General features: G+C 64.8%; 20 protein-coding genes, 1 tRNA gene and 1 pseudogene. 19 read left to right on the top strand and 3 right to left on the bottom strand.

Annotated elements, in window-relative coordinates:
* Positions 1–52: 52 nt before the first annotated feature.
* The 8 genes from AzCIB_RS03080 to AzCIB_RS03110 all read left to right on the top strand — a co-directional run bounded on the left by AzCIB_RS03080 (position 53) and on the right by AzCIB_RS03110 (position 10,062).
* Positions 53–1,093 carry a type I glyceraldehyde-3-phosphate dehydrogenase gene (locus AzCIB_RS03080; protein WP_050414542.1) on the top strand — a complete coding sequence of 347 codons (1,041 nt, stop codon included), beginning with the start codon at positions 53–55 and terminating at the stop codon, positions 1,091–1,093.
* A 137-nt stretch (positions 1,094–1,230) separates the two neighbouring features.
* Positions 1,231–1,629 carry a Rid family detoxifying hydrolase gene (locus AzCIB_RS03085; RefSeq protein ID WP_050418185.1) on the top strand — a complete coding sequence of 133 codons (399 nt, stop codon included), beginning with the start codon at positions 1,231–1,233 and terminating at the stop codon, positions 1,627–1,629.
* Between the two features lie 436 nt (positions 1,630–2,065).
* The gene (locus tag AzCIB_RS24040; RefSeq protein ID WP_157058412.1) at positions 2,066–2,242 is read left to right on the top strand and encodes a hypothetical protein; all 177 of its coding nucleotides are present in this window, start codon (positions 2,066–2,068) and stop codon (positions 2,240–2,242) included.
* Positions 2,243–2,537: 295 nt separating this feature from the next.
* Positions 2,538–3,689 (top strand): Fic family protein, encoded by a 1,152-nt coding sequence (locus tag AzCIB_RS03090; protein ID WP_232299343.1) that lies wholly within the window; start codon positions 2,538–2,540, stop codon positions 3,687–3,689.
* A gap of 91 nt (positions 3,690–3,780) precedes the next feature.
* Entirely contained in the window at positions 3,781–6,144 is a 2,364-nt protein-coding gene (gene hsdR / locus AzCIB_RS03095; protein WP_050414544.1) for an EcoAI/FtnUII family type I restriction enzme subunit R, read from the top strand.
* Positions 6,145–6,155: 11 nt separating this feature from the next.
* Positions 6,156–8,489, top strand: coding sequence for an N-6 DNA methylase (locus AzCIB_RS23615; RefSeq protein WP_083446858.1), 2,334 nt, complete (start codon positions 6,156–6,158; stop codon positions 8,487–8,489).
* 35 nt (positions 8,490–8,524) lie between these two features.
* A complete protein-coding gene (locus AzCIB_RS03105) occupies positions 8,525–9,232 on the top strand; it encodes a HipA family kinase (protein WP_353611548.1) in 708 nt (235 codons plus the stop codon).
* Complete coding sequence (locus AzCIB_RS03110; RefSeq protein ID WP_050414546.1) at positions 9,229–10,062, top strand: DUF3037 domain-containing protein; 834 nt, start codon at positions 9,229–9,231, stop codon at positions 10,060–10,062. The genes AzCIB_RS03105 and AzCIB_RS03110 overlap by 4 nt, the downstream gene beginning before the upstream one ends.
* Positions 10,063–10,180: 118 nt before the next feature.
* Here AzCIB_RS03110 and AzCIB_RS03115 read toward each other — a convergent pair.
* Positions 10,181–10,257, bottom strand: a tRNA-Met gene (locus AzCIB_RS03115).
* A gap of 55 nt (positions 10,258–10,312) precedes the next feature.
* Here AzCIB_RS03115 and miaB point away from each other — a divergent pair.
* The 11 genes and pseudogenes from miaB (at position 10,313) to AzCIB_RS03170 (ending at position 23,072) form a co-directional block, all read left to right on the top strand.
* The gene (gene miaB / locus AzCIB_RS03120) at positions 10,313–11,650 is read left to right on the top strand and encodes a tRNA (N6-isopentenyl adenosine(37)-C2)-methylthiotransferase MiaB (protein ID WP_050414547.1); all 1,338 of its coding nucleotides are present in this window, start codon (positions 10,313–10,315) and stop codon (positions 11,648–11,650) included.
* Positions 11,651–12,631 (top strand): PhoH family protein, encoded by a 981-nt coding sequence (locus AzCIB_RS03125; RefSeq protein ID WP_050414548.1) that lies wholly within the window; start codon positions 11,651–11,653, stop codon positions 12,629–12,631.
* Entirely contained in the window at positions 12,631–13,116 is a 486-nt protein-coding gene (gene ybeY, locus AzCIB_RS03130; RefSeq protein ID WP_050414549.1) for an rRNA maturation RNase YbeY, read from the top strand. The genes AzCIB_RS03125 and ybeY overlap by 1 nt, the downstream gene beginning before the upstream one ends.
* A 12-nt stretch (positions 13,117–13,128) precedes the next feature.
* Positions 13,129–13,935: pseudogene (locus AzCIB_RS03135) on the top strand (CorC family transporter); the annotation flags it as partial.
* A gap of 24 nt (positions 13,936–13,959) precedes the next feature.
* Positions 13,960–15,492, top strand: a complete 1,533-nt coding sequence (gene lnt / locus AzCIB_RS03140) for an apolipoprotein N-acyltransferase (RefSeq protein ID WP_198149679.1) — start codon at positions 13,960–13,962, stop codon at positions 15,490–15,492.
* A gap of 141 nt (positions 15,493–15,633) precedes the next feature.
* Positions 15,634–16,557 (top strand): glycine--tRNA ligase subunit alpha, encoded by a 924-nt coding sequence (gene glyQ, locus AzCIB_RS03145; protein WP_050414550.1) that lies wholly within the window; start codon positions 15,634–15,636, stop codon positions 16,555–16,557.
* Positions 16,554–18,641 carry a glycine--tRNA ligase subunit beta gene (gene glyS / locus AzCIB_RS03150; RefSeq protein WP_050414551.1) on the top strand — a complete coding sequence of 696 codons (2,088 nt, stop codon included), beginning with the start codon at positions 16,554–16,556 and terminating at the stop codon, positions 18,639–18,641. Before glyQ ends, glyS begins: the two co-directional genes overlap by 4 nt.
* Before the next feature lie 12 nt (positions 18,642–18,653).
* Complete coding sequence (gene gmhB / locus AzCIB_RS03155; RefSeq protein WP_050414552.1) at positions 18,654–19,193, top strand: D-glycero-beta-D-manno-heptose 1,7-bisphosphate 7-phosphatase; 540 nt, start codon at positions 18,654–18,656, stop codon at positions 19,191–19,193.
* An 8-nt stretch (positions 19,194–19,201) separates the two neighbouring features.
* On the top strand, positions 19,202–19,972 hold the full coding sequence (locus tag AzCIB_RS03160) for a lysophospholipid acyltransferase family protein (RefSeq protein WP_050414553.1): 771 nt from the start codon (positions 19,202–19,204) through the stop codon (positions 19,970–19,972).
* A 76-nt stretch (positions 19,973–20,048) separates the two neighbouring features.
* Entirely contained in the window at positions 20,049–21,734 is a 1,686-nt protein-coding gene (locus AzCIB_RS03165; RefSeq protein ID WP_232299344.1) for a sensor histidine kinase, read from the top strand.
* A gap of 126 nt (positions 21,735–21,860) precedes the next feature.
* On the top strand, positions 21,861–23,072 hold the full coding sequence (locus tag AzCIB_RS03170) for a PilT/PilU family type 4a pilus ATPase (RefSeq protein ID WP_050414555.1): 1,212 nt from the start codon (positions 21,861–21,863) through the stop codon (positions 23,070–23,072).
* A 144-nt stretch (positions 23,073–23,216) separates the two neighbouring features.
* On the opposite strand, the gene AzCIB_RS03175 is transcribed toward AzCIB_RS03170, so the two are convergent.
* Both AzCIB_RS03175 and AzCIB_RS03180 read right to left on the bottom strand, forming a co-directional pair.
* Positions 23,217–23,783, bottom strand: a complete 567-nt coding sequence (locus AzCIB_RS03175; protein ID WP_050414556.1) for a phasin family protein — start codon at positions 23,781–23,783, stop codon at positions 23,217–23,219.
* A gap of 329 nt (positions 23,784–24,112) precedes the next feature.
* Positions 24,113–24,889: an enoyl-CoA hydratase gene (locus tag AzCIB_RS03180; RefSeq protein WP_050414557.1), complete on the bottom strand. Its 777-nt coding sequence runs from the start codon at positions 24,887–24,889 to the stop codon at positions 24,113–24,115.
* Positions 24,890–24,901: the final 12 nt, after the last annotated feature.

A 24,901-nucleotide genomic window follows, 5' to 3' on the forward strand; every position in this document is an offset into this window, starting at 1 on the left:
ATGCTTAGGCCTGAGCATCCATCCGCATGGCCCTTCCATCCCGCTTCCCTGAATGAGCTTCCGCATCGTAATCAACGGCTACGGCCGCATCGGCCGCTGCTTTCTGCGCGCCCTCCACGAATCGCCGCTGCGCAAGTCGCTGTCTGTCGTCGCCATCAACGAGCCGGCGGACATCGAGAGCATGGCCTATCTCACGCGCTTCGATTCGACCCACGGCTGCTTCCCTGGCACCGTCGGCATTCGTGACGGCCGCCTGCACATCGACGACCAGGACATTACGGTCACCCACGCGACGACGCCCGACGGCGTCGACTGGCGGGCCTTCGATGCCGATCTCCTCGTCGAGGCGTCGGGGCGCTACCGCTACCGGCACGAACTCGAAGCTTTCCTCGGCGCCGGCTGCCCGCGTCTGCTGCTCTCGCACCCCGGTCACAGCGCCGCCGACGTCGATCGCACCGTCGTGTTCGGGATGAACCACGAGGCGCTCGACGGCAGCGAACGCATCGTCTCGGCCGCCTCCTGCACCACCAACGCCGTCGTGCCCATCCTCGCGATCCTCGAGCAGACGTTCGGCATCGAGCACGCGCTGACGACGACGCTGCACTCGGTGATGAACGACCAGCCCGTGATCGACGGCTACCACGCCACCGACCTGCGCATGACGCGCTCGGCGATGCAGTCGATGATTCCCGTCCAGACCGGCCTGGCGAAAGGCATCACCCGCCTGCTGCCGGCGCTCGAAGGGCGCATCGCGGCGAAGGCGATCCGCGTTCCGGTGCCGAACGTCTCGGCCATCGACCTGACGGTGACGCTCCGGCGCAACGCCACGGTCGAGACCATCAACCGCCTGATGCGCCGCGTCGCCGAGGAGGACCGCCACGGCGTGCTCGCATACTCGGACGGTCCGCACGCGTCGGTGGACTTCAACCACAACGGCTTCTCCGCCATCGTCGACGGCAGCCAGACCCGCGCCAGCGGCGAGCGCCTGATCAACCTGATGCTGTGGTTCGACAACGAATGGGCCTTCTCGCGGCGCATGCTGGACGTCGCGGCGTTCTGGGCCGGACGCCTCCGGCGTCGGCCTTACGACTGAGGTTGAAGCGCTTCGACGAAGGATTTCGCCCCGGCGTAATAACTTTCGCGCAACGGAGCCGGCGACCGGTGGAGCGGATGGGGGCGGCCGGCAACAGCGGGAGTATGCTGGAGCGCAATGTCACTGCGGAGGTGCGCATGAGCAAGCGGATCGTCCTCATCAAGGACGCGCCCATTCCCGTCGGCCCGTATTCGCAGGGTGTCCAGATGGATGGGTGGGTGTGGACGTCCGGGCAGCTGGGGCTGGATCCCGCGACCGGTTCGCTAATCGGTCCGGATGCAGTCACGCAGGCCAACCAAGCGCTGCACAACATTGAGGTGATTCTGCGATCGGCGGGATCCGCTCTGAATCAGGTCGTTCGTGTGACCGTGTTCCTGACTGACATGGACGACCTGTCGGCCGTGGATGCGGTGTATGCCAACTACTTCCCGAAGGATTTTCCGGCGCGCTCATGCGTGGAGGTATCCCGGCTGCCGCTCGGTGCGCGGATCGAGATCGACGCCGTGGCGAGGGTGAATCGCCTCGCGTCTCGTTAGGGGTAACGCAAACGCTTTCGCCGAATTCGGTACGTGTTGGCGGGCGATCTCGGGGGCGTCGTTTAAACGGGGAACGCGTTCGTCTTCTATCCGGTTGCGGACCTCAACGAACGTCGTCAGTTGCTGCGCAAGGCAAACGGCCTGATCCTCAGGACGCTCTGTTTGCGCCGCGGGAACAGGTTGAGGCTAGCTCCGACTGCGCATTTGCCTTCCACCCCGACATCTACCCTGCGAAGTGGTACTGCCGCGGCGGTTATCGGTTCTCCAAGCACTACTACCCGGTGGCCGGCGAGCTTAAGAGTGATGGCGACGAATTCCTTTGCGCACGGGCCCTCGACTGGCTGCCGGCGTGAAGTATTGGGTTCGCAACATCGAGACCCGCCCTGTTACTTCTTTCTGGCTTCCAACCGCCACGGACCGGTTTTAGCCGGACTTCGTGATGCTACTCGAAGACGGCCGGCTGTTCGTCGTCGCGTACAAGGGCGAACTCACGGCGCAGACCGACGACACCCGCGAGAAGCACACGATTGGTGAGCTGTGGGTGGCGTGTAGCTGCGGGAAGGGGTTGGCTCACGTGTGCGTGGTGGCTATGAGCGGGACGTGTGTCTACTAGCGCTTACTAATCTTGTTGGTTTTTAGTAAACCGGTCTGGAATATTCTCGTTGCCGTGTACTAAACTCTGCCAATTCTTAAGTAAATTAGTAGACATGAAGCTCCCCATGTACCCTCCGGGCCCCGAGAAGCTGATCAGCCAAGTCGGGTCGGAACGCCTGTCTCACGTCCTTGGCCACACGTCTCCCTTGCCTGACGGGAAGTACCTGCACTGGGACGAGTTGCGCCACAGGGCTCCGCCCAGCGGACTGACGCCCGAGGAGTGGTGGCTGTCAGTCTGGTTGGCGCGTAGCTCCATGCTGCAGAAGCTGCCGCTTATCGACAAGGCCGGTGTTCCCTTCACACTGGCAACCCCCGAGCCGGTATTGATCCATCTCCATCACATCGATCGGGATGCCGCGGGGCAGATACGCACGCCGGAGGCTGCGCCGATCCATGAGAATCGGGAGCGCTACCTCCTGCACTCGTTGATCGAGGAGTCCATCACCTCGAGCCAGCTTGAGGGGGCCTCCACAACGCGCCGTGTTGCCGAGGCCATGCTGCGTGAGGGGCGTCAGCCGCGCGATCGAAGCGAGGCGATGATCTTCAACAACTACCAGGCCATGGAGCACATCCGAAGCCTGCGATCGGAGCCGATTACGCCTGACCGTGTCCTGGAACTGCACCGCATGCTCACCCAAGACACCCTCGACGACCCGGCTGATGCGGGGCGGCTGCGTGTGGCCGATGACGTAAATGTCGTCGATAACCGTGACGGGACCCTGCTGCACGAACCGCCGAGCTACAAGGAACTCCCGGAACGCCTTGAACGGCTATGCGCCTTCGCGAATGCGGCTGAAGACTCTTCGCCCTTCGTCCACCCCGTCGTCCGTGCGATTCTCCTGCACTTCATGATCGGCTACGACCATCCCTTCGCCGACGGAAACGGCCGAACGGCGCGAGCGCTTTTCTACTGGGCGATGGCACGCAGCGGCTACTGGCTGATGGAGTTCCTGTCGATCTCCCAGTTCCTGCGGCGTGCGCCGCGGCAGTACGTGCAGGCCTACCTGCACACCGAAACCGACCGTAACGACACGACCTACTTCGTCCTGCATCAACTCGACATCATCCGGCGTTCGACAGGCGCCCTGCACGAGTACCTGGCCCGCAAGACCCAGGAACAGAAGGACGCCGAACGCATGCTGGCAAGTGCCGGCATGCTTCGCGGCGCATTGAACCACCGACAGGTTGCCCTGCTAACTCACGCGCTCCGGCACCCGGGCGAGGCGTACCGAGTCTCGAAGCACCAGAGCGTGCACAACGTGGTCTATCAGACCGCCCGCGCCGATCTCCTCGAACTCGAAACGCTCGACTTGCTGGAGAAGGTGAAACAGGGCAACGCGTTCGTCTTCTATCCGGTCGCGGATCTGAACGAACGCATCGAATCGCTGAACAAAGCCAAGCGCTGACCGTCGGGTCGGAAAGGGTCTTTTCTCGGCGGGCCATGCAATCCGCCGATTTTCGTATCATTGCGAGTACTCACGCCTCTCTGCCGTTGTCATGACCAAGCTCTCCGAATGCGACATCTGCACCAAGTACATCACCCCGGCGATCACTGCGGCGGGATGGGACGTGCAAACGCAGGTTCGCGAGGAGGTCACCTTCACCGCCGGACGCATCATCGTGCGCGGCAAGCTCCACAGCCGCGGCAAGACCAAGCGCGCCGACTACCTGCTGTACTACAAGCCGAACCTGCCGATCGCCGTCATTGAGGCGAAGGACAACACGCACGGCCTCGGCGACGGCATGCAACAGGCGCTCAACTACGCCGAAACGCTCGATCTGCCCTTCGTCTTCGCGAGCAACGGCGACGGCTTCCTCTTCCACGACCGCACCGGTCTGGCCGAGCAAGTCGAAACCGAGCTCACCCTGGACGGCTTTCCCGCCCCGGAGGCGCTCTGGCAGCGCTACTGCGAATGGAAGGGGCTCACCACCCCCGAAAGCCGTGACACGGTAGCAACCCCCTACTACGACGACGGCAGCGGCAAGGTCCCGCGCTACTACCAGGTCAACGCCATCAACCGGGCAGTGGAGGCCATTGCGCGTGGGCAGGATCGCATCCTGCTCGTCATGGCCACGGGCACGGGCAAAACCTACACCGCCTTCCAGATCATCTGGCGGCTGTGGAAATCGAAGACCAAGCGCCGCATCCTCTTCCTCGCCGACCGCAACATCCTCGTCGACCAGACGCGCACGAACGACTTCAAACCGTTCGGTCCGGCGATGACCAAGATCGAAAAGCGACAGGCCAACAAGGCCTACGAGATCTACCTGTCGCTGTACCAGGCGGTCACCGGCAACGAAGAAGAGAAGAACATCTACAAGCAGTTCTCGCCCGACTTCTTCGACCTGATCGTGATCGACGAATGCCACCGCGGCAGCGCCGCCGAGGATTCCGCCTGGCGCGAGATCCTTGACTACTTCTCCGGTGCCACCCACATCGGCCTCACCGCCACGCCGAAGGAAACCAGGGACGTTTCCAACATCCACTACTTCGGCGAGCCGGTCTATACCTACTCCCTCAAGCAAGGCATCGACGACGGCTTCCTCGCGCCCTACAAGGTCATCCGCATCGACATTGACAAGGACCTGCAAGGCTGGCGTCCGTCGAAGGGGCAGGTCGACAAGAAGGGCCAGCTGATCGAAGACCGCATCTACAACCAGAAGGACTTCGACCGCACGCTCGTGCTCGAAAAACGCACCGAGCTCGTCGCGCAGAAGATCACCGACTTCCTCTCCGCCACCGACCCCTTCGCCAAGACCATCGTCTTCTGCGAGGACATCGACCACGCCGAGCGCATGCGCCAGGCGCTCGTGAATCTCAACCCCGAGCGCGTGCAGGAGAACCGCAAGTACGTCATGCGCATCACCGGCGACGAAGCCGAAGGCAAGGCCGAGCTCGACAACTTCATCGACCCCGAGAGCCGCTACCCGGTCATCGCCACCACCAGCAAGCTCATGACCACCGGTGTCGACGCGCAGACCTGCAAGCTGGTCGTGCTCGACCAGCGCATCCAGTCGATGACCGAGTTCAAGCAGATCATCGGCCGCGGCACGCGCATCAACGAGGACTACGGCAAGTTCTGGTTCACGATCATGGACTTCAAGAAGGCCTCGGAGCTCTTCGCCGATCCGGCCTTCGACGGCGACCCGGTGCAGGTCTACGAACCCGACGAAGGCGATCCGCCCGTACCGCCCGATGAGCCGGACATGCCCGAAGTGCCGGGTGAGGATGGGCCGCAGCAGCCCGAACCCCCATTCCCTCCGGGCGAAGAGGAAGAAGGCGGCGGCCGAACCAAATACGTCATCGGCGGAGAAGTCACCGTCCATGTCGTGGCCGAGCGCGTCCAGTACTACGGCCCGGACGGCAAGCTCATCACCGAATCCCTGAAGGACTACACCCGCAGCGCGGTGCGCAAGGAATACGCGTCGCTCGACGACTTCCTGCGCCGCTGGTCGGCTGCCGAAAAGAAACAGGCGCTCATCGAAGAACTCGAAGCCCACGGCGTCCTGTTCGAAGCGCTCGCCGAGGAGGTCGGCAAAAAGACCGGCAAAATCCTCGACCCCTTCGACCTCATCTGCCACGTCGCTTATGATCGCCCCCCGCTCACGCGCCGCGAGCGCGCCGAGCTGGTCAGGAAGCGCGACGTCTTCGCCAAATACGGCGACCAGGCCAGGGCGGTGCTGGAAGCTCTGGTCGAGAAGTACGCCGACGCCGGGATCGAAAGCATCGAAGACATCAAGATCCTGACGCTCGACCCCTTCAGCCGCCTCGGTACCGCGCCGGAACTCATCGGCGCCTTCGCCGGCAAGCCCGGCTACCTCAAGGCCGTGCAGGAACTTGAACAGCAACTCTACGCATAGCCACGGTATTCATGTCTATCAGCACCACCATCAAATCCATCCAGGACATCATGCGCAAGGACGTCGGCGTCGACGGCGACGCGCAGCGCATCGGTCAGCTGGTCTGGATGTTCTTCCTCAAGATCTACGACGACAAGGAAACCGAGTACGAGCTGCTCGACGACAACTACCGCTCCCCCATCCCCGAACCGCTGCGCTGGCGCAACTGGGCGGCCAACGCCGAGGGGATGACCGGTGACGATCTGCTCGAATTCGTCAACAACGAGCTCTTCCCGAAGCTCAAGAACCTCGAACCCAAGGGCAGCGACAAGCGCGGCTACGTGATCCGCGGCGTCTTCGAGGACGCCTACAACTACATGAAGTCCGGCCACCTGATGCGGCAGGTGATCAACAAGATCCAGGGCGGCATCGACTTCAACAAGGCGCAGGACCGCCACCTCTTCGGCGACCTCTACGAACAGATCCTGCGCGACCTGCAGAACGCCGGCAACGCGGGCGAGTACTACACCCCGCGCCCGGTCACCCAGTTCATGGTCGACATGGTCGCCCCGCAGCTCGGCGAAAAGATCATGGACCCCGCCTGCGGCACCGGCGGCTTCCTCACTTGCGCCATCGAAACCGTGCGCAAGCAGCACGTGAAGACCGTCGAGCAGGAACAACTGCTCCAGCAAAGCATCTCCGGCGTCGAGAAGAAGCCGCTGCCGCACCTGCTGTGCACCACCAACATGATCCTGCACGGCATCGACGTGCCGACCAACGTGCGCCACGACAACACCCTGTCGCGCCCGCTGCGCGACTACGGCCCGCGCGATCGCGTCGATGTCATCGTCACCAACCCGCCCTTCGGCGGCATGGAAGAGGACGGCATCGAGAACAACTTTCCGGCCAACTTCCGTACCCGTGAAACCGCCGACCTCTTCCTCGTGCTGATCATGCATCTCCTCAAGGACGGCGGCCGCGCCGCCGTGGTGCTGCCCGACGGCACGCTGTTCGGCGAAGGCATCAAGACGCGCATCAAGGAACAGCTGCTCGCCACCTGCAACCTGCACACCGTCGTGCGCCTGCCCAACGGTGTCTTCAACCCCTACACCGGCATCAAGACCAACCTGCTTTTCTTCACCAAGGGCACGCCGACGAAGGAGGTCTGGTTCTACGAGCATCCCTACCCGGCGGGCTACAAGAGCTACTCCAAGACCAAGCCGATGCGCATCGAGGAGTTCGCGGCGGAAAAGGCGTGGTGGGGCAATCGCGTCGAAAACGAATTCGCGTGGAAGGTCTCGGCCGACGACATCAAGGCGCGCAACTACAACCTCGACATCAAGAACCCGCACAGCCCGGATCAAGTCAGCCACGATCCGGACGAGTTGTTGGCGAACTATGCGCAACTGCAAGCGCGGATCTCGCAGACGCGGGACCAGCTGAAGGCCGTCCTCGCCGCAGCACTGGAGGGCACCGTGGTCGGCACGCTCACCCAAAGCACTGCAGCAGCCGAACTCGCCGCCAACTGGCAGCGCCTCGCCGAACACTTCGACAGCCTCTTCACCACCGAATCCAGCCTCGACGCCCTCAAGCAAGCCATCCTGCAACTGGCCGTCATGGGCAGGCTGGTGCCGCAAGACCCGAACGACGAACCGGCGAGCGGACTGCTCAATCGGATTGCGAAGGAACGGGCGCGGTTGGAGGCGGAGGGCATTTGCAAGAAGTCGAAGGCAATGCCCCTTGTGGATGAGGACGAGCAGCCGTTTGAATTGCCAACAAGTTGGGAGTGGGTTGCGTTCTCCGAAACGTGGGAAAGCTCATTCTATGGACCACGGTTCGGGACGGACGAATATGTTCCGGCAGGTGGCGTGCCAACAATTAGAACGACGGACATGCAGGATGGAATCGTGGTGATGAAACATCCTCCGTGCGTTAGCGTCTCCGCGGATAAGCTTTTGATGTACAAACTGAAGCATGGCGATCTTCTCGTAACTCGGTCGGGGAGCATTGGAACGTTGGCGCTCTATGAGTCATTCGAACCTGCAATTCCAAGCGCCTATCTGATTCGCCTTAGATTTTTGTCCGGGCTGTTACCGAGATACGCAAAACTGTTTCTTTTAGCGCCGCTAGGCCAAGGCTTACTTGGTCTCAACACCACATCGGTAGGCGTACCAAACGTCAGTGCTTCAAAGATGGCTGAGTTTCCATTTCCGCTGCCACCCCTCTCCGAACAACACCGCATCGTCGCCAAAGTCGATGAACTGACGGCGCTCTGCGGCCGCCTCAAGGCCGAGCTCGCCGAGTCCCGTACCCGGCAGGCCCGCCTGTCCGCCACCCTGATCGAATCCGCCCTGCAAGCCGCCTGAATATGTCCGAGCCGAGCGTCGTCATCGAAGAGGTCATGCGACGCTCCCGTCAGGGCGTGACCGAACCCTTCATCTGTCGCGGTGATGACGGTTACATTTACTACGTGAAAGGCTTCGGCGCCGGGCGCCGCAGTCTGGTGTGCGAATGGGTCGCCGCGCAGCTGGCAACGCGTTTCGACCTCCCGATTGCAGACTACGCGCTCGCCGAAGTGCCGGCAGAGCTGATCGTTCCCGGTCAGACGCCCAACCTGCGCGATCTGGGCTGCGGCATCGTGTTCGCCTCTCGGGAGCTGCCACACGTCCAGGAGCTGAGCGTGACCACGCGCGCGCGGGTCGATGTCGGGCAGGCGTCCGATGTGCTCGTGTTCGACTGGTGGCTGAAGAACGAAGATCGCCACCTGACCGAGTTGGGTGGCAACCCGAACTTGCTGTGGGACGTTCAGGCCGGGCATCTGGCGGTGATCGATCACAACCAGGCCTTCGATCCGGATTTCGACGCGGCGCGTTTCCTCGATTCCCACGTCTTTGCGGACTGCTGGAACAGGGTTGCGACCGACTTGGTCGAACAAGCGAAGTACCGCGAAAGGATGGAAAATGCCCTCGCGGATCTGGAAAGCATCCGTGATAGCATCCCCGATTCTTGGTGGTTCGTGGATGACGGCGTGCCGGCCAACGTAAGCTGGGACGAAATCGCCCGCTGCCTGGCCCGCTGCCACCGAGAAGACTTTTGGATCGCGCCATGAAGAAGTTCGCCTGCCATTACGCTTTGCTTCGTTTTCGTCCCTTTGTCGAGACGGGCGAATTCGCGAACGTCGGTGTCGTGTTGATGGCGCCTGCGACACGCTTCTTCGGCTATCGACTGCTCACCCGTTACGGCCGCATCACGCAGTTCTTCCATCAGCTCGACCGTAAGGTCTACCTGCAGGGAAGGGCGCTATTCAAGCAGGAGATCGACCGCTTCGCAGGCGATCTCCGTCGCCTGGCCCTGGGTGATGGCCATACGACGCCCGACCTCGCTTTGGCCGATCATCTCTTTGCCGAGTTTGTCCGCCCGCGCGAGGCGATGCTCCAGTTCGACGACCAGCGCATCGTTTTGGCCGATGACCCTCAGGTCAAGCTCGATGCGCTCTTCGATCATTACATCGAGCGTAATTTCGTGACCAAGGAGTATCAGGAGCGCCTCCTTGAGAGCATGGTCAGGAGGCTCTTGGTCGGGCAACGTCTCGGAGCGGCATATCGGGCCGAGAAGATCGGTAACGCGGATTTCACCGTGAACTTCCCGTTCGTGCGCCTGCAGGCAGGGCGCCCGGAGCGCGTCATCAAACCGTTGTATCTCGCTCAGGATGACACCACCAAGCTCCTGACGCATGGCGGTCAGTGGGTGGACAAGGTGCGGCGGCTCGCGAAGCGAAATGCCCTGCCGGGAGCGGTCATGTTCCCCGTGAAGGCCCCGCCGCGCGACACGAAGCAGTACCAGGCCTACGACGAAATCCGCGAAGACCTCCAGGATGCGGGCGTCACCGTGGTCGCTGCGAACGACGAGAACTCGATCCTGCGCTTCGCGGCGGACTGATCTCCGCCTTCGCTCCAGTTGGACGCAGCCGGATCTTCCTCGATCTCGCTGCGACCAGATATCGACCAGAAAGCAAAAAGGCCAACCCGGGTGGGTTGGCCTAAGTGCTTGAAGCTGTTGGTGGTGATGGGCGGAATCGAACCGCCGACCTATGGGTTATGAATCCATCGCTCTAACCGTCTGAGCTACATCACCGCGCGAGCCTGCTAATATAGCGGTTTGGGAAACCGCGCGTCAACACCGAGTAACGATGAAGAAGCTTTACATTCGCACCTTCGGGTGCCAGATGAACGAGTACGACTCCGACAAGATGGCGGACGTGCTCGGCGCGACCGAGGAACTGGTCAAGACCGACAACCCGGAAGAGGCTGACGTGATCCTCTTCAACACCTGTTCGGTGCGCGAGAAGGCGCAGGAGCGGGTGTTCCACGACCTCGGGCGGGTGAAGCACCTGAAGCAGGCGAATCCGAACCTCATCATCGGTGTCGGTGGCTGCGTTGCGAGCCAGGAGGGCGAGGCGATCGTCGCGCGCGCGCCCTACGTCGACATCGTGTTCGGCCCGCAGACCCTGCACCGCCTGCCGCAGCTCATCGCCGAGCGGCGCTACAGCGGCAAGTCGCAGGTCGATATCTCCTTCCCGGAGATCGAAAAGTTCGACAATTTGCCGCCCGCGCGCGTCGAGGGGGCGAGCGCCTTCGTCTCGATCATGGAAGGCTGTTCGAAGTACTGCACGTACTGCGTCGTGCCCTATACCCGTGGCGAAGAGGTGTCGCGGCCGCTCGAAGACATCCTGACGGAAGTCGCAGGTCTTGCCGGTCAGGGCGTGAAGGAAGTGACGCTGCTGGGCCAGAACGTCAATGCGTGGCGCGGGCCGATCACGAGGAAGGGCGGTGAGATGGGCGACTTCGCCTTCCTGCTCGAATGCGTCGCCGAGATCCCCGGCATCGAGCGCATGCGCTACACGACTTCGCACCCGCGCGAGATGACGCAGCGCGTGTTCGATGCCTACGCCAACATCCCGAAACTCGTGAGCCATCTGCACCTACCCGTGCAGTCGGGCTCGGACCGCATCCTCGCGGCGATGAAGCGTGGTTACTCGGTGCTGGAGTTCAAGTCGGTGGTGCGCAAGCTGCGCGCCGCCCGCCCTGATCTCTCGCTGTCGTCGGACTTCATCGTCGGCTTCCCCGGCGAGACCGAGGAGGACTTCGAGAAGACGATGAAGCTGATCGAGGAGATCGGTTTCGACGCCTCGTTCAGTTTTGTTTTCAGCCCGCGCCCCGGCACGCCGGCGGCGGAGCTGGAAGACCCGGTGCCGCAGGAGACCAAGCTGCGCTGGCTCGCGCGTCTGCAGAAGCGCATCGACGAACAGGCGCAGGCGATCAGCCAGGCAATGGTCGGCCGCGTCGAGCGCGTGCTCGTCGAAGGGCGTTCGCGCAAGGACGAGAGCGAGCTCGCCGGGCGCACCGACAACAACCGTGTCGTGAACTTCGCCGGCAATCCGCGCCTGATCGGGCAGTTCGTCGACCTGACGATCACCGCCGCCCTGCCGCACAGCCTGCGCGGCGAAATCGTGACGAGAGAGATCTGAATGGGCCGACCTACCGAAGTGGTGCTGGAGCCGCTGGACAACCAGCGGCTCGCCAACCTGTGCGGCGTGCTCGACGAGAACCTGCGCCAGATCGAGACCGCCTACGACGTGACGATCGCCCGTCGCGGCGAGCGCTTCACGCTGCAGGGCGGGGCCGCGCAGGCGGCGCTCGCGGCCAAGGCGCTGCGCGAATTCTACGAGCAGGCGAACGAGCACTTGAGCGTCGATGACGTCCAGTTGGGGCTGATCGAGATCGCCAACCGTCGCCGTTCCGACCAGGCAGCCCCCGCGCTGATGACGCGCAAGACCGAGCTGCACGGCCGCACGCCGCGCCAGGTCGAGTACCTGCGCCATATCCAGGCGCACGACATCACCTTCGGCATCGGCCCGGCAGGTACCGGCAAGACCTATCTCGCGGTCGCCAGCGCGGTCGATGCCTTCGAACGCCAGCTGGTCGAGCGCATCATCCTGACGCGTCCAGCGGTGGAGGCCGGCGAACGCCTCGGTTTCCTGCCGGGCGATCTTGCGCAGAAGGTCGACCCGTACCTGCGCCCGCTCTACGACGCCCTCTACGACCTGATGGGCTTCGATCGCGTCGCCAAACTCTTCGAGCGCGGCAGCATCGAGATCGCGCCGCTCGCCTTCATGCGCGGGCGCACGCTCAACCACGCCTTCATCATCCTCGACGAGGCGCAGAACACGACGCCCGAGCAGATGAAGATGTTCCTCACCCGCATCGGCATCGGCGCGAAGGCCGTCGTCACCGGCGACCTCACTCAGGTCGACCTGCCGCGCGGCCATCGCAGCGGCCTGCTGGAGGCGCGCGAGGTGCTCGCCGCCGTGCGCGGCATCGCCTTCACCGAGTTCCAGAAGGAAGACGTCGTGCGTCACCCCCTGGTCGCGCGCATCGTCGAGGCCTACGACAACCAGGCGACGCGCGCGGCGATGCAGGCCGCGCTCGCCAAGAAGGATCAGGCCTGATGATCGACTCCCCCCCGCAGCTTGCGCTGACCATCCAGAAGGCTATCGGCAAGGCCAACCGCGACAACGCGCCGTCCTCCGGCGACGTGCGCCGCTGGGCACAAGCCGCACTGCAGGGCGGCGATGCCGAAGTCACGGTGCGCCTCGTCGGCGCGACCGAGGGGCGCGAGCTCAACCGCGACTTCCGTGGCAAGGACTACGCGACCAACGTCCTGACCTTCGTCTATGGTGAAGGCGAGGGCATGTCCGGCGACGCGCCGCTCGTGGGCGATCTCGTGCTGTGCGTGCCGGTCGTCGTGCGCGAGGCCGTCGAGCAGAGCAAGCCGCTGGCCGCGCATTTCGCGCACCTCATCGTGCATGGCATGCTGCACCTGCAGGGCTACGACCATGAGGACAGCGACGAAGCCGAGGAAATGGAGGCACTGGAAACACGGATTCTCGCCGAACTGGGCTATCCTGACCCCTACGCCGAACGATCCGCCTGACCCGCCCGACATATGGACCCCGCATCACCCCGACCTAGTCTGCTCGAACGCCTCTCCGCGCTGCTGTCGCGCGAACCCGAGGACCGCGAGGAGCTGCTGGCCCTGCTGCATGCGGCCTTCGAACGCAACCTGCTCGATGCCGATGCGCTGGCGATCATCGAAGGCGCGCTGCAGATGTCCGAACTGCAGGTTGGTGACGTCATGATCCCGCGCGCGCAGATGGACATCATCCGTCTCGACGACCCGCTCGACAGCATCGCCGCGCACGTCGTCGACACCGGCCACTCGCGCTTTCCGGTCGGTGACAACAAGGACGATATCGTCGGCATCTTCCTCGCCAAGGACCTGCTGCGCTACTACGCGGGCCGCGACTTCGACATGCCCTCGCTGCTGCGTCCGGCCGTGTTCGTGCCTGAATCGAAGCGCCTGAACGTGCTGTTGCGCGAGTTTCGCGTCAGCCGCAACCATATGGCCATCGTTGTCGACGAGTACGGCAGCGTCGCCGGCCTCGTCACGATCGAGGACGTGCTCGAGCAGATCGTCGGCGACATCGAGGACGAGTTCGACCGGCTCGAGCCCAGCGACAACATCCAGCTCGACGCGGACGGCCGCTACCGCGTCCGCGCCACGACCGAAATCGGCGAGTTCAACGCCGCCTTCGGCTGCGACTTCAGCGACGCCGAGGTCGACACCGTGGGCGGCTTGCTCATCTGCCAGCTCGGCCGCCTGCCGCGGCGCGGCGAAGTGGTGATGCTCGGCAAGCTGCGCGTCACCGCGCTGCGCGTCGACGGCCGGCGCGTGCATACCCTGCTGGTGCAGCCCGTCGCCGGAAACGGCCGAAGCGTGACCGGTCGCGTGCGGGACTCGGGCGCCGCTCCGGCGCGCGGGCGGTTGGGCGGCCTGCTGGCGGCGCTGCTCGCCGGTGGCGCATCGGTCTTCGCCTTTGAACCCTTCGGAATCTTTCCGCTGGCGGTCCTGAGCCTCGCCGTTCTGGCGGGCCTCGCCGCCCGCGAATCCCGCACCCGCGGCGGATTCGCACTCGGTTTCGCGTGGGGCCTGGGCGCTTTCCTTGCCGGCGTGTCGTGGCTTTACGTTGCCCTGAACCGCTACGGTGGCATGCCGATGCCGCTCGCCGCGTTCGCGATCCTGCTCTTCAGCGCCTATCTCGCGCTCTTCCCGGCCGCGGTCGGGGCGCTGTTCGTGCGCTTCGGCCGTGGTGCCGCATGGCGCCGCGCGCTCCTCTTCGCCGGGCTGTGGATCGGCGCCGAGGCGCTGCGCGGCTGGCTGTTCACCGGTTTCCCGTGGCTCGCGCTCGGCTACTCGCAGACCCCGCCCAGCCCGCTCGCCGGGTACTTGTCCGTGCTGGGCGTGTATGGCGTCGGCGGTTTCGTCGCCTTTGTTGCGGCGCTGGTCGCCCTCACGCCGTGGCGCAGTGCGCGCCCGGCCGCGGTGACGCTCGGCGCGATCCTCGTCCTGTGCGGGCTCGGTTACGGCCTCGGTCGCGTCGCCTGGACCGCACCCACCGGCAAGCCGCTCGAAGTCGCGCTGATCCAGACCAACATCGAGCAGGGGCTGAAGTGGCGGCCCGAACTGCTGTCGGACTGGCTGGACGGCAACGCGCGCCTCGTGCGCGAGCATCCCGCGGATCTCGTCGTGCTGCCCGAGACGACGCTGCCGCTGCTTGCCGACCGGCTGCCGGACGGTTACCTCGAAGATCTCGCCGCGCCGGTTGCGGCGCGCGGTGGCGACCTGGTGTTCGGCGTGTTCCTGCGCGACGCCCGCGGCGCGATCTATAACGCCGCGCTGAGCCTCGGTGCGTCGCCCTCGCAGACCTACGCAAAGCAGCACCTCGTACCCTTCGGCGAATACTCGCCGCCGTTCTTCGGCTGGTTCTACGAGCTGGTCGATATCCCGATGTCGGATCAGACGCGCGGCGCACCCGACCAGCCGCCGCTGCGTCTTGGCGACCAGCGCGTCGCGATCAACATCTGCTACGAGGACCTCTTCGGCCGCGAGTTGATCCGCAGCCTGCCCGAGGCGACGCTGATGCTGAACCTGTCGAACCTCGCGTGGTACGGCGACTCCTTCGCCCAGCCCCAGCACCTGCAGATCGCCCGCGTGCGCGCGATGGAAACCGGGCGCCCGATGCTGCGCTCCACCAACACCGGCATGACGGCGCTGGTGCAGCCCGACGGCCGCGTCGCCGACGTGCTGCCCCCCTTCACGCGGGGTGCGCTGAGCCTGTCGGTACAGGGCTACGAAGGGCTCACCCCTTATGTGCGCTGGGGCGACTCCGCCGCGCTGCTGCTCGCCGCGCTGGCGCTCCTTGTCGCTGGGCGCAAGCGCCGGAAGACGGGCGCCGGAAGCGGGATCTGACCCCGGCGTGCGCGGCGTTTCGCCCGCGAGACGAGCTATTTCCGGCGGGGAACTTCGCCCTGTCGCCGGAATGCCATTAAAATCCACTCTTTGCGTCCGCTGCGCGGCGCCCTTGTCGTCGCCTACTGCTGTCGAGAGACCATGTCCCTGCACAAACCCACCTTCCAGCAAGTCATCCTGACGCTCCAGCAATTCTGGGGCGATCGCGGCTGCGTGCTGCTGCAGCCCTACGACCTCGAAGTCGGTGCCGGCACCTCGCACACCGCGACCTTCCTGCGCGCGATCGGCCCCGAGCCGTGGAACGCCGCCTACGTGCAGCCCTCGCGCCGCCCCAAGGACGGCCGCTACGGCGAGAACCCCAACCGCCTGCAGCACTACTACCAGTTCCAGGTCGTGCTCAAGCCCTCGCCGCTGAACATCCAGGAGCTCTACCTCGACTCGCTGCGCGCGCTCGGCATCGACACCAACGCGCACGACATCCGTTTCGTCGAGGACGACTGGGAAAACCCCACGCTCGGCGCCTGGGGACTCGGCTGGGAAGTGTGGCTCGACGGCATGGAAGTCACGCAGTTCACCTACTTCCAGCAGGTCGGCGGCCTCGACTGCAAGCCCGTGCTGGGCGAGATCACCTACGGCCTCGAGCGTCTCGCGATGTACCTGCAAGGGGTCGAGAACGTCTATGACCTCGTCTGGGCGGTCTATCCGGACGGCTCAAAGGTCACCTACGGCGACGTCTTCCACCAGAACGAAGTCGAACAGTCGACCTACAACTTCGAGCACGCCAACGTCGAGTTCTTCTTCTCGCTGTTCGGCAACTGCGAATCCGAAGCCAAGCGCCTGATCGAAATCGGCCTCGCGCTGCCCGCCTACGAGATGGTGCTGAAGGCCGCGCACAGCTTCAACATGCTCGACGCCCGCGGTGCCATCTCGGTCACCGAGCGCGCCGCCTACATCGGCCGCATCCGCAACCTGTCGCGCGCAGTCGCGCAGGCCTACTACGACTCCCGCGAGAGCCTGGGCTTCCCGATGCTCAACAACGCTGCAAACAAGACGGAGGCTGCATGATGAACGCCTCCCTGCTCGTCGAACTGCTCACCGAAGAACTCCCGCCCAAGGCCCTGCCGCGCCTGGGCGAAACCTTTGCCGCGAAGATCTTCGACGGCCTCAAGGCGCGCGACCTCGTCGCCGAGGACCGCGGCTTCCGCTGGTTCGCCGCCCCGCGCCGCCTCGCGATTACCGTGCCGCAGGTGCGCTCCGCCGCCCCGGCCCGTGAAGTCACCGAAAAGATCATGCCGGTGCAGGTCGCGCTCGACGCCGAAGGCCGCCCGACCCCCGCGCTGCTGAAGAAGCTCGAAGCCAAGGGCATCGCACCGGAGGCCGTCGCGAGCTTCGAGCGCCGCATGGACGGCAAGGCCGAAGCGCTGTTCTACACCCGTAACGAAGACGGCGCCGCGCTCGACGCCGTGCTCGCCGGGATCGTCCAGGACGCCGTCAAGGCGTTGCCGATCCCCAAGCTGATGCGCTGGGGCGCGGGCGATGCGCAGTTCGTGCGTCCCGTGCACAAGCTCTCGATGCTGCACGGCGAGCGTGTCGTGCCGGGCCGCGTCCTCGACCTCGACTCCGACCGCGTCACGCGCGGCCACCGTTTCATGAGCCGCGGTGACATCGCGCTCGCGACCGCCGACGCCTACGAGCCGACGCTGCTCGCCGAAGGCAAGGTGATGCCCGACTTCGCGGAGCGCCGCGCCGAGATCGAGCGCCAGCTTCTCGCTTCTGCCGCCCGTGAGGGCGCCAGCCTGGGCGAGTACGCCGACCTCCTCGATGAAGTCACCGCGCTGGTCGAGCATCCGACCGTCTACGTCGGCGAATTCGAAGCTGAATTCCTCGCCGTGCCGCAGGAATGCCTGATCCTGACGATGCGCGCGAACCAGAAGTACTTCCCGCTCTTCGATGCGGCCGGCAAGCTGCGCAACCGCTTCCTGATCGTGTCGAACATGCGCCTCGAGGACGCCTCCAACATCATCAAGGGCAACCAGCGCGTCGTGCGCCCGCGCCTGTCGGACGCGCGCTTCTTCTTCGAGCAGGACCGCAAGCACACCCTCGACAGCCGCCTGCCGCGTCTCGGTCCGGTCGTCTATCACAACAAGCTCGGCAGCCAGCTCGAGCGCGTCGAGCGCCTCGAACGTCTCGCGAGTGCCATCGCCGGCAAGCTGCACGGCGACGCCAAGGCGGCCGCACGTGCGGCCCGCCTCGCCAAGGCCGACCTCGTCACCGACATGGTCGGCGAGTTCCCCGAACTGCAGGGCATCATGGGGCGCTACTACGCGCTCAACGACGGCGAAGGCGAAGTCGTCGCCGACGCGATCCAGTCGCACTACCAGCCGCGTTTCGCCGGCGATGCGCTGCCCGAGGGCAACGTCGCTTGCGCGGTTGCGCTCGCCGACAAGCTCGACGCGCTGGTCGGCTTCTTCGGTATCGGCCAGGTGCCGACTGGCGACAAGGATCCCTTCGGCCTGCGCCGCGCCGCGCTGGGCGTGCTGCGCATCCTGATCGAAGCGCCGCTGCCGCTCGATCTGGCCGAACTGGTCTCCGAAGCGGCCGCCGGCTTCAAGCCGGGCCTGCTGACCGCGGCCGGCTTCGAGGTGCAGCTCCTCGACTTCATGTTCGAGCGACTGAAGAACCTGCTGCGCGACGCCGGCCACGCGGTCGACGTCGTCGACGCCGTGCTCGCGCTGCGCCCGACGCGCATGGACCTCGTTCCCGCCAAGCTCGACGCCGTGCGCACCTTCCGCGCCCTGCCCGAAGCCGAGGCGCTCGCTGCCGCGAACAAGCGCATCGTCAACATCCTCAAGAAGGTCGAAGGCGAACTGCCCGAGCCTGAGGTTGCGCTGCTGCAGGAAGAGGCCGAAAAGGCGCTGTTCCACCGCGTCGTCGAGGTCGCGCCGCTGGTGCGTTCGCACATGGGCAATGAGGACTACACCGACGCACTGTGCGTGCTCGCGGGCCTGCGCGCGGCGGTCGACACCTTCTTCGACGAGGTCATGGTGATGGCCGAGGAACCGATGACGCGACAGAACCGCCTCGCGCTGCTGCGTCAGCTCGCGGGCCTGATGAATCAGGTCGCCGACCTGTCGCGCCTGTCCGCCTGACGGGGACTGTTCATGCCGCAGAAACTGATCATCCTGGACCGCGACGGCGTCATCAACTACGACTCCGATCAGTTCATCAAGTCGCCCGAGGAATGGAAGCCGATCCCGGGCTCGCTCGAAGCAATTGCACGCCTCAACCAGTGGGGCTGGCGGGTCGTCGTCGCGTCCAACCAGTCGGGCGTCGGGCGCGGGCTCTTCGGCATGGACACCCTCAACGCGATCAACGAGAAGATGGTGAAGAGCCTCGCCCAGGCCGGCGGCCGGCTCGACGCGATCTTCTTCTGCCCGCATCCGGCCGACTCCACCTGCGACTGCCGCAAGCCCAAGCCCGGTCTGTTCCTGCAGATCGCCGAGCGCTTCAACGTGAATCTCGACCGCGTGCCCGTGGTCGGCGACAGCCTGCGCGACCTGCAGGCCGGCGTCGCGGTCGGCTGCAAGCCCTATCTGGTCCTCACCGGCAAGGGCATGAAGACCCGCGACGATCCCGCGCTGCCTGAAGGCACGCTCATCTACTCCGATCTCGCGGCCGTGGTCGCCGATCTCACCGCCTGAAGGATACCGTGGTCGTCCTGCGCTCCCTGCTGTTCGCCATCGTCCTGGCGATCTTCACGCCGCCGTTCGCGTTGTTCGGCATCCTCGCCTATCCCCTGTCGCCGCGCACGCGCCACCGCATCGTCACGGCCTGGGCGCCGCTGATGATGTGGTTCATTCCGCGCATCCTGGGCATCCGCTACAAGGTCATCGGGCGCGAGAACATCCCCACCGTGCCGTCCGTGATCCTCTCCAAGCACCAGTCGGCGTGGGAGACGATGGCCCTGCAGGTGATCTTCCCGCCGCTGTGCTTTGTGCTGAAACGCGAACTCCTCAAGGTGCCGTTCTTCGGCTGGGGTCTTGCGGCTATTCCCGGCATTGCGATCGACCGCGCCGCTGGCAAGGACGCGCTCGCCCAGGTCGTCGAGCAGGGTCGGGCCCGCCTGTCGGAAGGCTACTGGGTCGCGGTGTTCCCGGAGGGCACCCGTACAGCACCCGGCGTCAAGCGTCGCTACAAGGCAGGCGGGGCCGCGCTCGCGCAGCAGGCGGGTGTCCCCGTCGTGCCCGTGGCGCATAATGCCGGGGAGTTCTGGGGCCGCGACGCCTTCCTCAAGTATCCGGGCGAGATCACCGTCAGCATCGGCCCCGTGATCGATCCGACGGGCCTGGATGCCGCCGAGGTCAATCGGCGCTCTGCGGCATGGATCGAAGGCGAGATGCGCCGCCTGTTCCCGCACCACTACCGCAGCGGGCGCGATGCGGCCGGTGCCGTTCCGGGCGAAGTCGAAGAGGTGGAGTGAACCGGGCGGCTTCGGTCGTCCCGCAAGCCGCCCCTGGGGCGCGGAGCGTGGAATGGAAGGGGCGGAAGGAATGCAGATGATGGATCGTCGTGGCAGGCTTACGCCGCAGGCGGCGGAGCCGCAGGCGCGCGAATCCGTCGGACATTTCCGCCTGATGCGCTATTTCACGCTCGCGAGCCTCGTCGCGTTCGTGATCGTCGCTGTCGTGCTGTATTTCCTGCAACGCGGCGAGATCACGTTTTTCGCCCAGGTCCAGCGCGCGCAGGGCGACTTCTTCGCTCGTGCGCAGACTGATCTGGCCGCGAAGCAGGACCAGGCCGCGCGCGCGAGCCTGCTCTCCCTGCACGAGGCCAGCCACGTCACGCTCACGCGGGTGGCCGGCAACGTGCTGTGGGACTCCTACATCGCGCCCTTCGCCGCGCGTGCGCAGGCCATTTCCGCTGCCCCCTGCCGCAGCCTGCCCCCGCCCGCGGCGGGCGGGCCCGATCCGCGGCGCGCATGCTTTGCGGAGCTGGGCCGCACGATCATGGCGCTGCCGGGCTTCGCCGAGCTCGACGCCAAGGCCTACGAGACGATGCAGGCGAGCAGCGTGTTCAAGATCAAGGTCTTCGACCTGCGCGGCATTACGGTCTACTCGTCGGAGCATGCGCAAATCGGCGAGGACAAGGCGGACAACCAGGGCTGGAAGAATGCGGCGGCCGGCGTGCCGGCCAGCGAGATGACCCATCGCGAACGTTTCAGCGCCTTCGAGGGCGTGGTCGAGAACCGCGACCTGATTTCGAGCTACATTCCCGTGCGCGAGCGCGGCAGCGAGCGTGTCGTGGGCGTGTTCGAGATCTATTCCGACGTCACGTCCTTCCTCGAGCACATCCAGTCGGTTTCGGCCGAACTGGGCGGACTGGCGCACGCGAACCAGGAGGTGCTGGAGCGGACTCTGGCCGAAAACGAGGCCAAGGTGGGCGCGAGCTCGGAAGTCTTCCTGCTGATCGTGGGAGGTACCTTGGTCGTGCTCTATGGCGCCCTGTGGGCAATCGTGCGTATCGGCCAGCGCATCATCGACGCGCAGGCGGCGGCGCAGGAGCGCGCGGCGGAACGCGAAGAGCGCTGGCATCACGAGAAGATGGCCGCCCTCGCGACGATGGCCGCGAACGTCTCCCACGAGGTCGGCAATCCGCTGGCGACGATCTCGATGCTCGCGCAGGAGATCCAGCTGAACAAGCAGCGCAACGGGTGCGACACCTGCCAGCCGGCGCTGATTCTCGAGCAGACCCGCCGCATCGCCGGGATGACGCGCCAGATCTCGGAATTCGCCGCGGCGCGGCGCGAATCGCGCGAACTCGTCGATATCAACATGATGGTCAAGTCGATCCTCGATTTCCTCGGCTTCGACCGGCGTTTCCGGTCGATCCGTCTCGAATTCAGGGCCGGCGCCGATCTGCCCGCGGTCTCGGTGATTCCCGACTACCTCAACGAAGTGCTGATGAACCTGCTGCAGGCGTGTACGGAATGTCCCGCCGGTCCGGGCGGAAAGGGCGGCTCCATCGTCGTCGAGACCTTGGCCAGCGGGGCGGAGTTGCTGATCCGCATCACCAGCGAGTGCAAGGCCTATCCCGGTGTCTGCAGGGAGCATGCCCGTTTCGAGGACAGCCGCTTCGATGTCGTGCGACGGCGTATCAGCAGCTTGGGCGGTCGTCTCACGCGCGAGCGCTCGTACTACGAGATCGCCCTGCCGGCCGACGTGCCGGTCGTGCCGGCTTCCTGAGCCGCGGCCCGATCGGCTCGCGGCGCTGCATCCGGTTTCGCCGGGGATGTCCTAAAATTCCGTTTTCCGTGGTTGAATCCGGCAGTCCGGCGCGTTCGCGCCGGGCCGCTCCCTGAAGGATCCCTTATGTCGTCCGCCCTGGGCATAGAAGAAGCCCGCAGCTACATGCACAGGCTGCTCAACGCGATGCACCAGATGGACGGGTCCGACCTGTTCATCTCGGTGGATTTCCCGCCGACCGTAAAGGCGCATGGCACGATGAAGGCGCTCAGTCAGCAGCGGCTGACGCCCGACATCACGCGCTCGCTGGCGCTGAGCCTGATGAATGATCGCCAACGCGCCGAGTTCGAGGCCGAGATGGAGTGCAATTTCGCGATCTCCATCCCCGGCGTGTGCCGCTTCCGCGTGAACGTCTTCGTCCAGCAGCAGCACGCCGGCATGGTCATCCGCACCATCGCGTCCGAGATCCCGTCGCTCGCCAAGCTCGGCCTGCCGGAAGTGCTCAAGGAAATCATCCTGACCAAGCGCGGCCTCGTGCTGGTCGTGGGTGGCACCGGCTCAGGCAAGTCGACGACGCTCGCGGCGATGATCGATCACCGCAACAGCACCGGGCCGGGGCACATCATCACCGTCGAGGATCCGGTCGAATACGTCCATCGCAACAAGCAGTGTCTCGTCACGCACCGCGAGGTCGGCGTCGACACGCACTCGTGGGAACATGCGCTGAAAAACACGTTGCGCCAGGCACCCGACGTGATCCTGATCGGCGAGATCCGCGACCGCGAGACGATGGAGCACGCGATCGCCTTCGCCGAGACCGGCCACCTGTGTCTCGGCACGCTGCACGCGAACAACGCGAACCAGACGATCGACCGGATCGTGAATTTCTTCCCCGAGGAACGGCGCAACCAGCTGCTCATGGATCTGTCGTCGAACCTGCGCGCGATCGTGTCGCAGCGCCTGATCCGCACCGAAGACGGAAAGGGACGCAAGGCGGCGATCGAGATCCTGCTCAACACGCCGACGATCGCTGAGATGATCTTCAAGGGTCAGTTCCAGTCCATCAAGGAGATCATGGCCAAGTCGCGCGAACTGGGCATGTGTACCTTCGATCAGGCATTGTTCGACCTGTACGACGCCGGCTTCGTCAGCTATGAGGAGGCCATCCGCAACGCAGACTCGACCAACGAGCTGCGCCTGCAGATCAAGCTGAAGGCCGAGCGCGGCCAGCCCAAGACCTCTGCCGCCACGGAGCTGAGCCTGTCGATCGAAGAACAGAAAGAAGAGGAAGAAGTGGTCGAGGGCGCCGCAGGTCCGGGTGCCAAGGTCGCCGGCTAGGCGGCGAATTCGCGCCCGCAGCATACCCTTCCGCCTCGGCGAATCCGGCCCTGAAAGCAAGAAGCCCCGCAGATCGCTCTGCGGGGCTTCTTGTTGCCGCGCCGCCCCGGACGGGGCTGGCGCGTCGATTTGCTCAGACGGCGATCAGGCAGCCTTCTTCGACGCGGTCTTGGCGGTGGCGCTCACGGCCTTGACGGTGGCGTTGGTCGCGGCAGCGACGTTCGCTTCGGCGATCTCGGCGACCTGCTTGGCAGCCTTGCTGACGCTGTCGTAGGCGCTGTTGGCGGCGGCGATGGCCGACTTGACGGCGGCAACGGCGACGTCCGAACCGGCCGGAGCCGACTTGGCAGCCTTGTCGAGGGCGGCGGCCACGCTCTTGTTCAGCTCGGCGACCTGGGCTTCGACCAGCTTCGAGACTTCTTCCTGACCCTGCGAAGCGATTTCATAGACGCTGCGGTTGTAGGCAACGGCCTTCTCGACCAGCGGCTGAACCAGCGCGGCTTGCAGACCCAGGAATTCCTGGGCGTCCTTTGCGCCGAGCAGGGCCTTGGAGTTGGCCAGGCCGTCTTCGAGGATCGAACGGGCGGTGTTCAGGTTCAGGGCGGCGAAACGCTCGGCGCTGGCGAAGGCGTTGTTGGCCAGGGTCAGCAGGGTTTCGACGTTGGCTTTGTTGGTGGCGGCGAACTGCTCGGGAGTTGCAAACATTTTCATCTCCTGATGAAGGTTACGTTTGGATTTGGTTTGCTTCGCAACGACCGGAGTGCGTGGTGCGTCGCAACATGGATTCGATTATAGGTCCGCGCAACTGCGTGTCAAGCTATTTTGTGCGGCGCACAATAAAATTTATGGAAATCGTGCCCGCGCATTGGGCTGTTCTATGTAACTGTTTTTACTTTGTTTCATTATGAAACAAATGCCGGGCGGCAGACAGCGACTCCGTGCCATTGGCATCAATGCCGCTACGCAGCATGCGCCGCGAAGATTACATGAAAATTACGGAGGGAGCGCGCCGCCGCAGGATTGCGGCGGCGCAAAAAGCATCAGCGATGCTTGAAGACGGGCTTGCGCTTCTCGACGAAGGCGGTCATGCCTTCCTTCTGGTCTTCCAGGCCGAAGGCCGAATGGAAGGTGCGGCGTTCGAACAGCAGGCCTTCGGTGAGGCTGCTTTCGAATGCGCGGTTGACCGATTCCTTGATCATCATGATGACCGGCAGCGAGAAGCCGGCGATGATCGTGGCGGCCTCGATCGCTTCGTCGACGAGGCGGTCGGCGGGAACGATGCGGGCGACGAGGCCGGCACGTTCGGCCTCGGCGGCGTCCATCATGCGGGAGGTGAGGCACATGTCCATCGCCTTCGCCTTGCCGATCGCGCGCGGCAGGCGCTGCGTGCCGCCGGCTCCGGGCAGGACGCCCAGCTTGATCTCGGGCTGGCCGAACTTCGCGGTGTCGGCGGCGAAGATCATGTCGCACATCATCGCCAGTTCGCATCCGCCGCCCAGCGCAAAGCCTCCGACCGCGGCGATGATCGGCTTGCGGCAGCTCTTCAAGCGCTCCCAGTTGCGCGTGATGTAGTCGCCCTTGTAGGCGTCCATGTGCGAGTAGTTCGCCATCGCGCCGATGTCGGCGCCTGCGGCGAAGGCCTTTTCCGAGCCGGTGATGACGATCGCGCCGATGTCCTCGTTCTTTTCGAAGCCGTCGAGCGCGTGGCCGACCTCGTCGATCAGCTGGTCGTTGAGGGCGTTCATGGCCTTCGGACGATTGAGCGTGATCAGGCCGACCCGTCCGCGCGTTTCGACGATGATGTTGCTGTACTCCATGCAGTCTCCTCC

Origin of the sequence: Azoarcus sp. CIB (assembly GCF_001190925.1) — a bacterium.
GTDB lineage: Bacteria > Pseudomonadota > Gammaproteobacteria > Burkholderiales > Rhodocyclaceae > Aromatoleum.

Excerpts from the sequence above, each read along its gene's own strand:
- AzCIB_RS03080 (WP_050414542.1), top strand. The coding sequence starts at position 53 with ATGAGCTTCCGCATCGTAATCAACGGCTACGGCCGCATCGGCCGCTGC.
- AzCIB_RS03085 (WP_050418185.1), top strand. The coding sequence starts at position 1,231 with ATGAGCAAGCGGATCGTCCTCATCAAGGACGCGCCCATTCCCGTCGGC.
- AzCIB_RS03090 (WP_232299343.1), top strand. The coding sequence starts at position 2,538 with ATGCTGCAGAAGCTGCCGCTTATCGACAAGGCCGGTGTTCCCTTCACA.
- hsdR (WP_050414544.1), top strand. The coding sequence starts at position 3,781 with ATGACCAAGCTCTCCGAATGCGACATCTGCACCAAGTACATCACCCCG.
- AzCIB_RS23615 (WP_083446858.1), top strand. The coding sequence starts at position 6,156 with ATGTCTATCAGCACCACCATCAAATCCATCCAGGACATCATGCGCAAG.
- AzCIB_RS03105 (WP_353611548.1), top strand. The coding sequence starts at position 8,525 with ATGCGACGCTCCCGTCAGGGCGTGACCGAACCCTTCATCTGTCGCGGT.
- AzCIB_RS03110 (WP_050414546.1), top strand. The coding sequence starts at position 9,229 with ATGAAGAAGTTCGCCTGCCATTACGCTTTGCTTCGTTTTCGTCCCTTT.
- miaB (WP_050414547.1), top strand. The coding sequence starts at position 10,313 with ATGAAGAAGCTTTACATTCGCACCTTCGGGTGCCAGATGAACGAGTAC.
- AzCIB_RS03125 (WP_050414548.1), top strand. The coding sequence starts at position 11,651 with ATGGGCCGACCTACCGAAGTGGTGCTGGAGCCGCTGGACAACCAGCGG.
- ybeY (WP_050414549.1), top strand. The coding sequence starts at position 12,631 with ATGATCGACTCCCCCCCGCAGCTTGCGCTGACCATCCAGAAGGCTATC.
- glyQ (WP_050414550.1), top strand. The coding sequence starts at position 15,634 with ATGTCCCTGCACAAACCCACCTTCCAGCAAGTCATCCTGACGCTCCAG.
- glyS (WP_050414551.1), top strand. The coding sequence starts at position 16,554 with ATGATGAACGCCTCCCTGCTCGTCGAACTGCTCACCGAAGAACTCCCG.
- gmhB (WP_050414552.1), top strand. The coding sequence starts at position 18,654 with ATGCCGCAGAAACTGATCATCCTGGACCGCGACGGCGTCATCAACTAC.
- AzCIB_RS03165 (WP_232299344.1), top strand. The coding sequence starts at position 20,049 with ATGATGGATCGTCGTGGCAGGCTTACGCCGCAGGCGGCGGAGCCGCAG.
- AzCIB_RS03170 (WP_050414555.1), top strand. The coding sequence starts at position 21,861 with ATGTCGTCCGCCCTGGGCATAGAAGAAGCCCGCAGCTACATGCACAGG.
- AzCIB_RS03175 (WP_050414556.1), bottom strand. The coding sequence starts at position 23,783 with ATGAAAATGTTTGCAACTCCCGAGCAGTTCGCCGCCACCAACAAAGCC.
- AzCIB_RS03180 (WP_050414557.1), bottom strand. The coding sequence starts at position 24,889 with ATGGAGTACAGCAACATCATCGTCGAAACGCGCGGACGGGTCGGCCTG.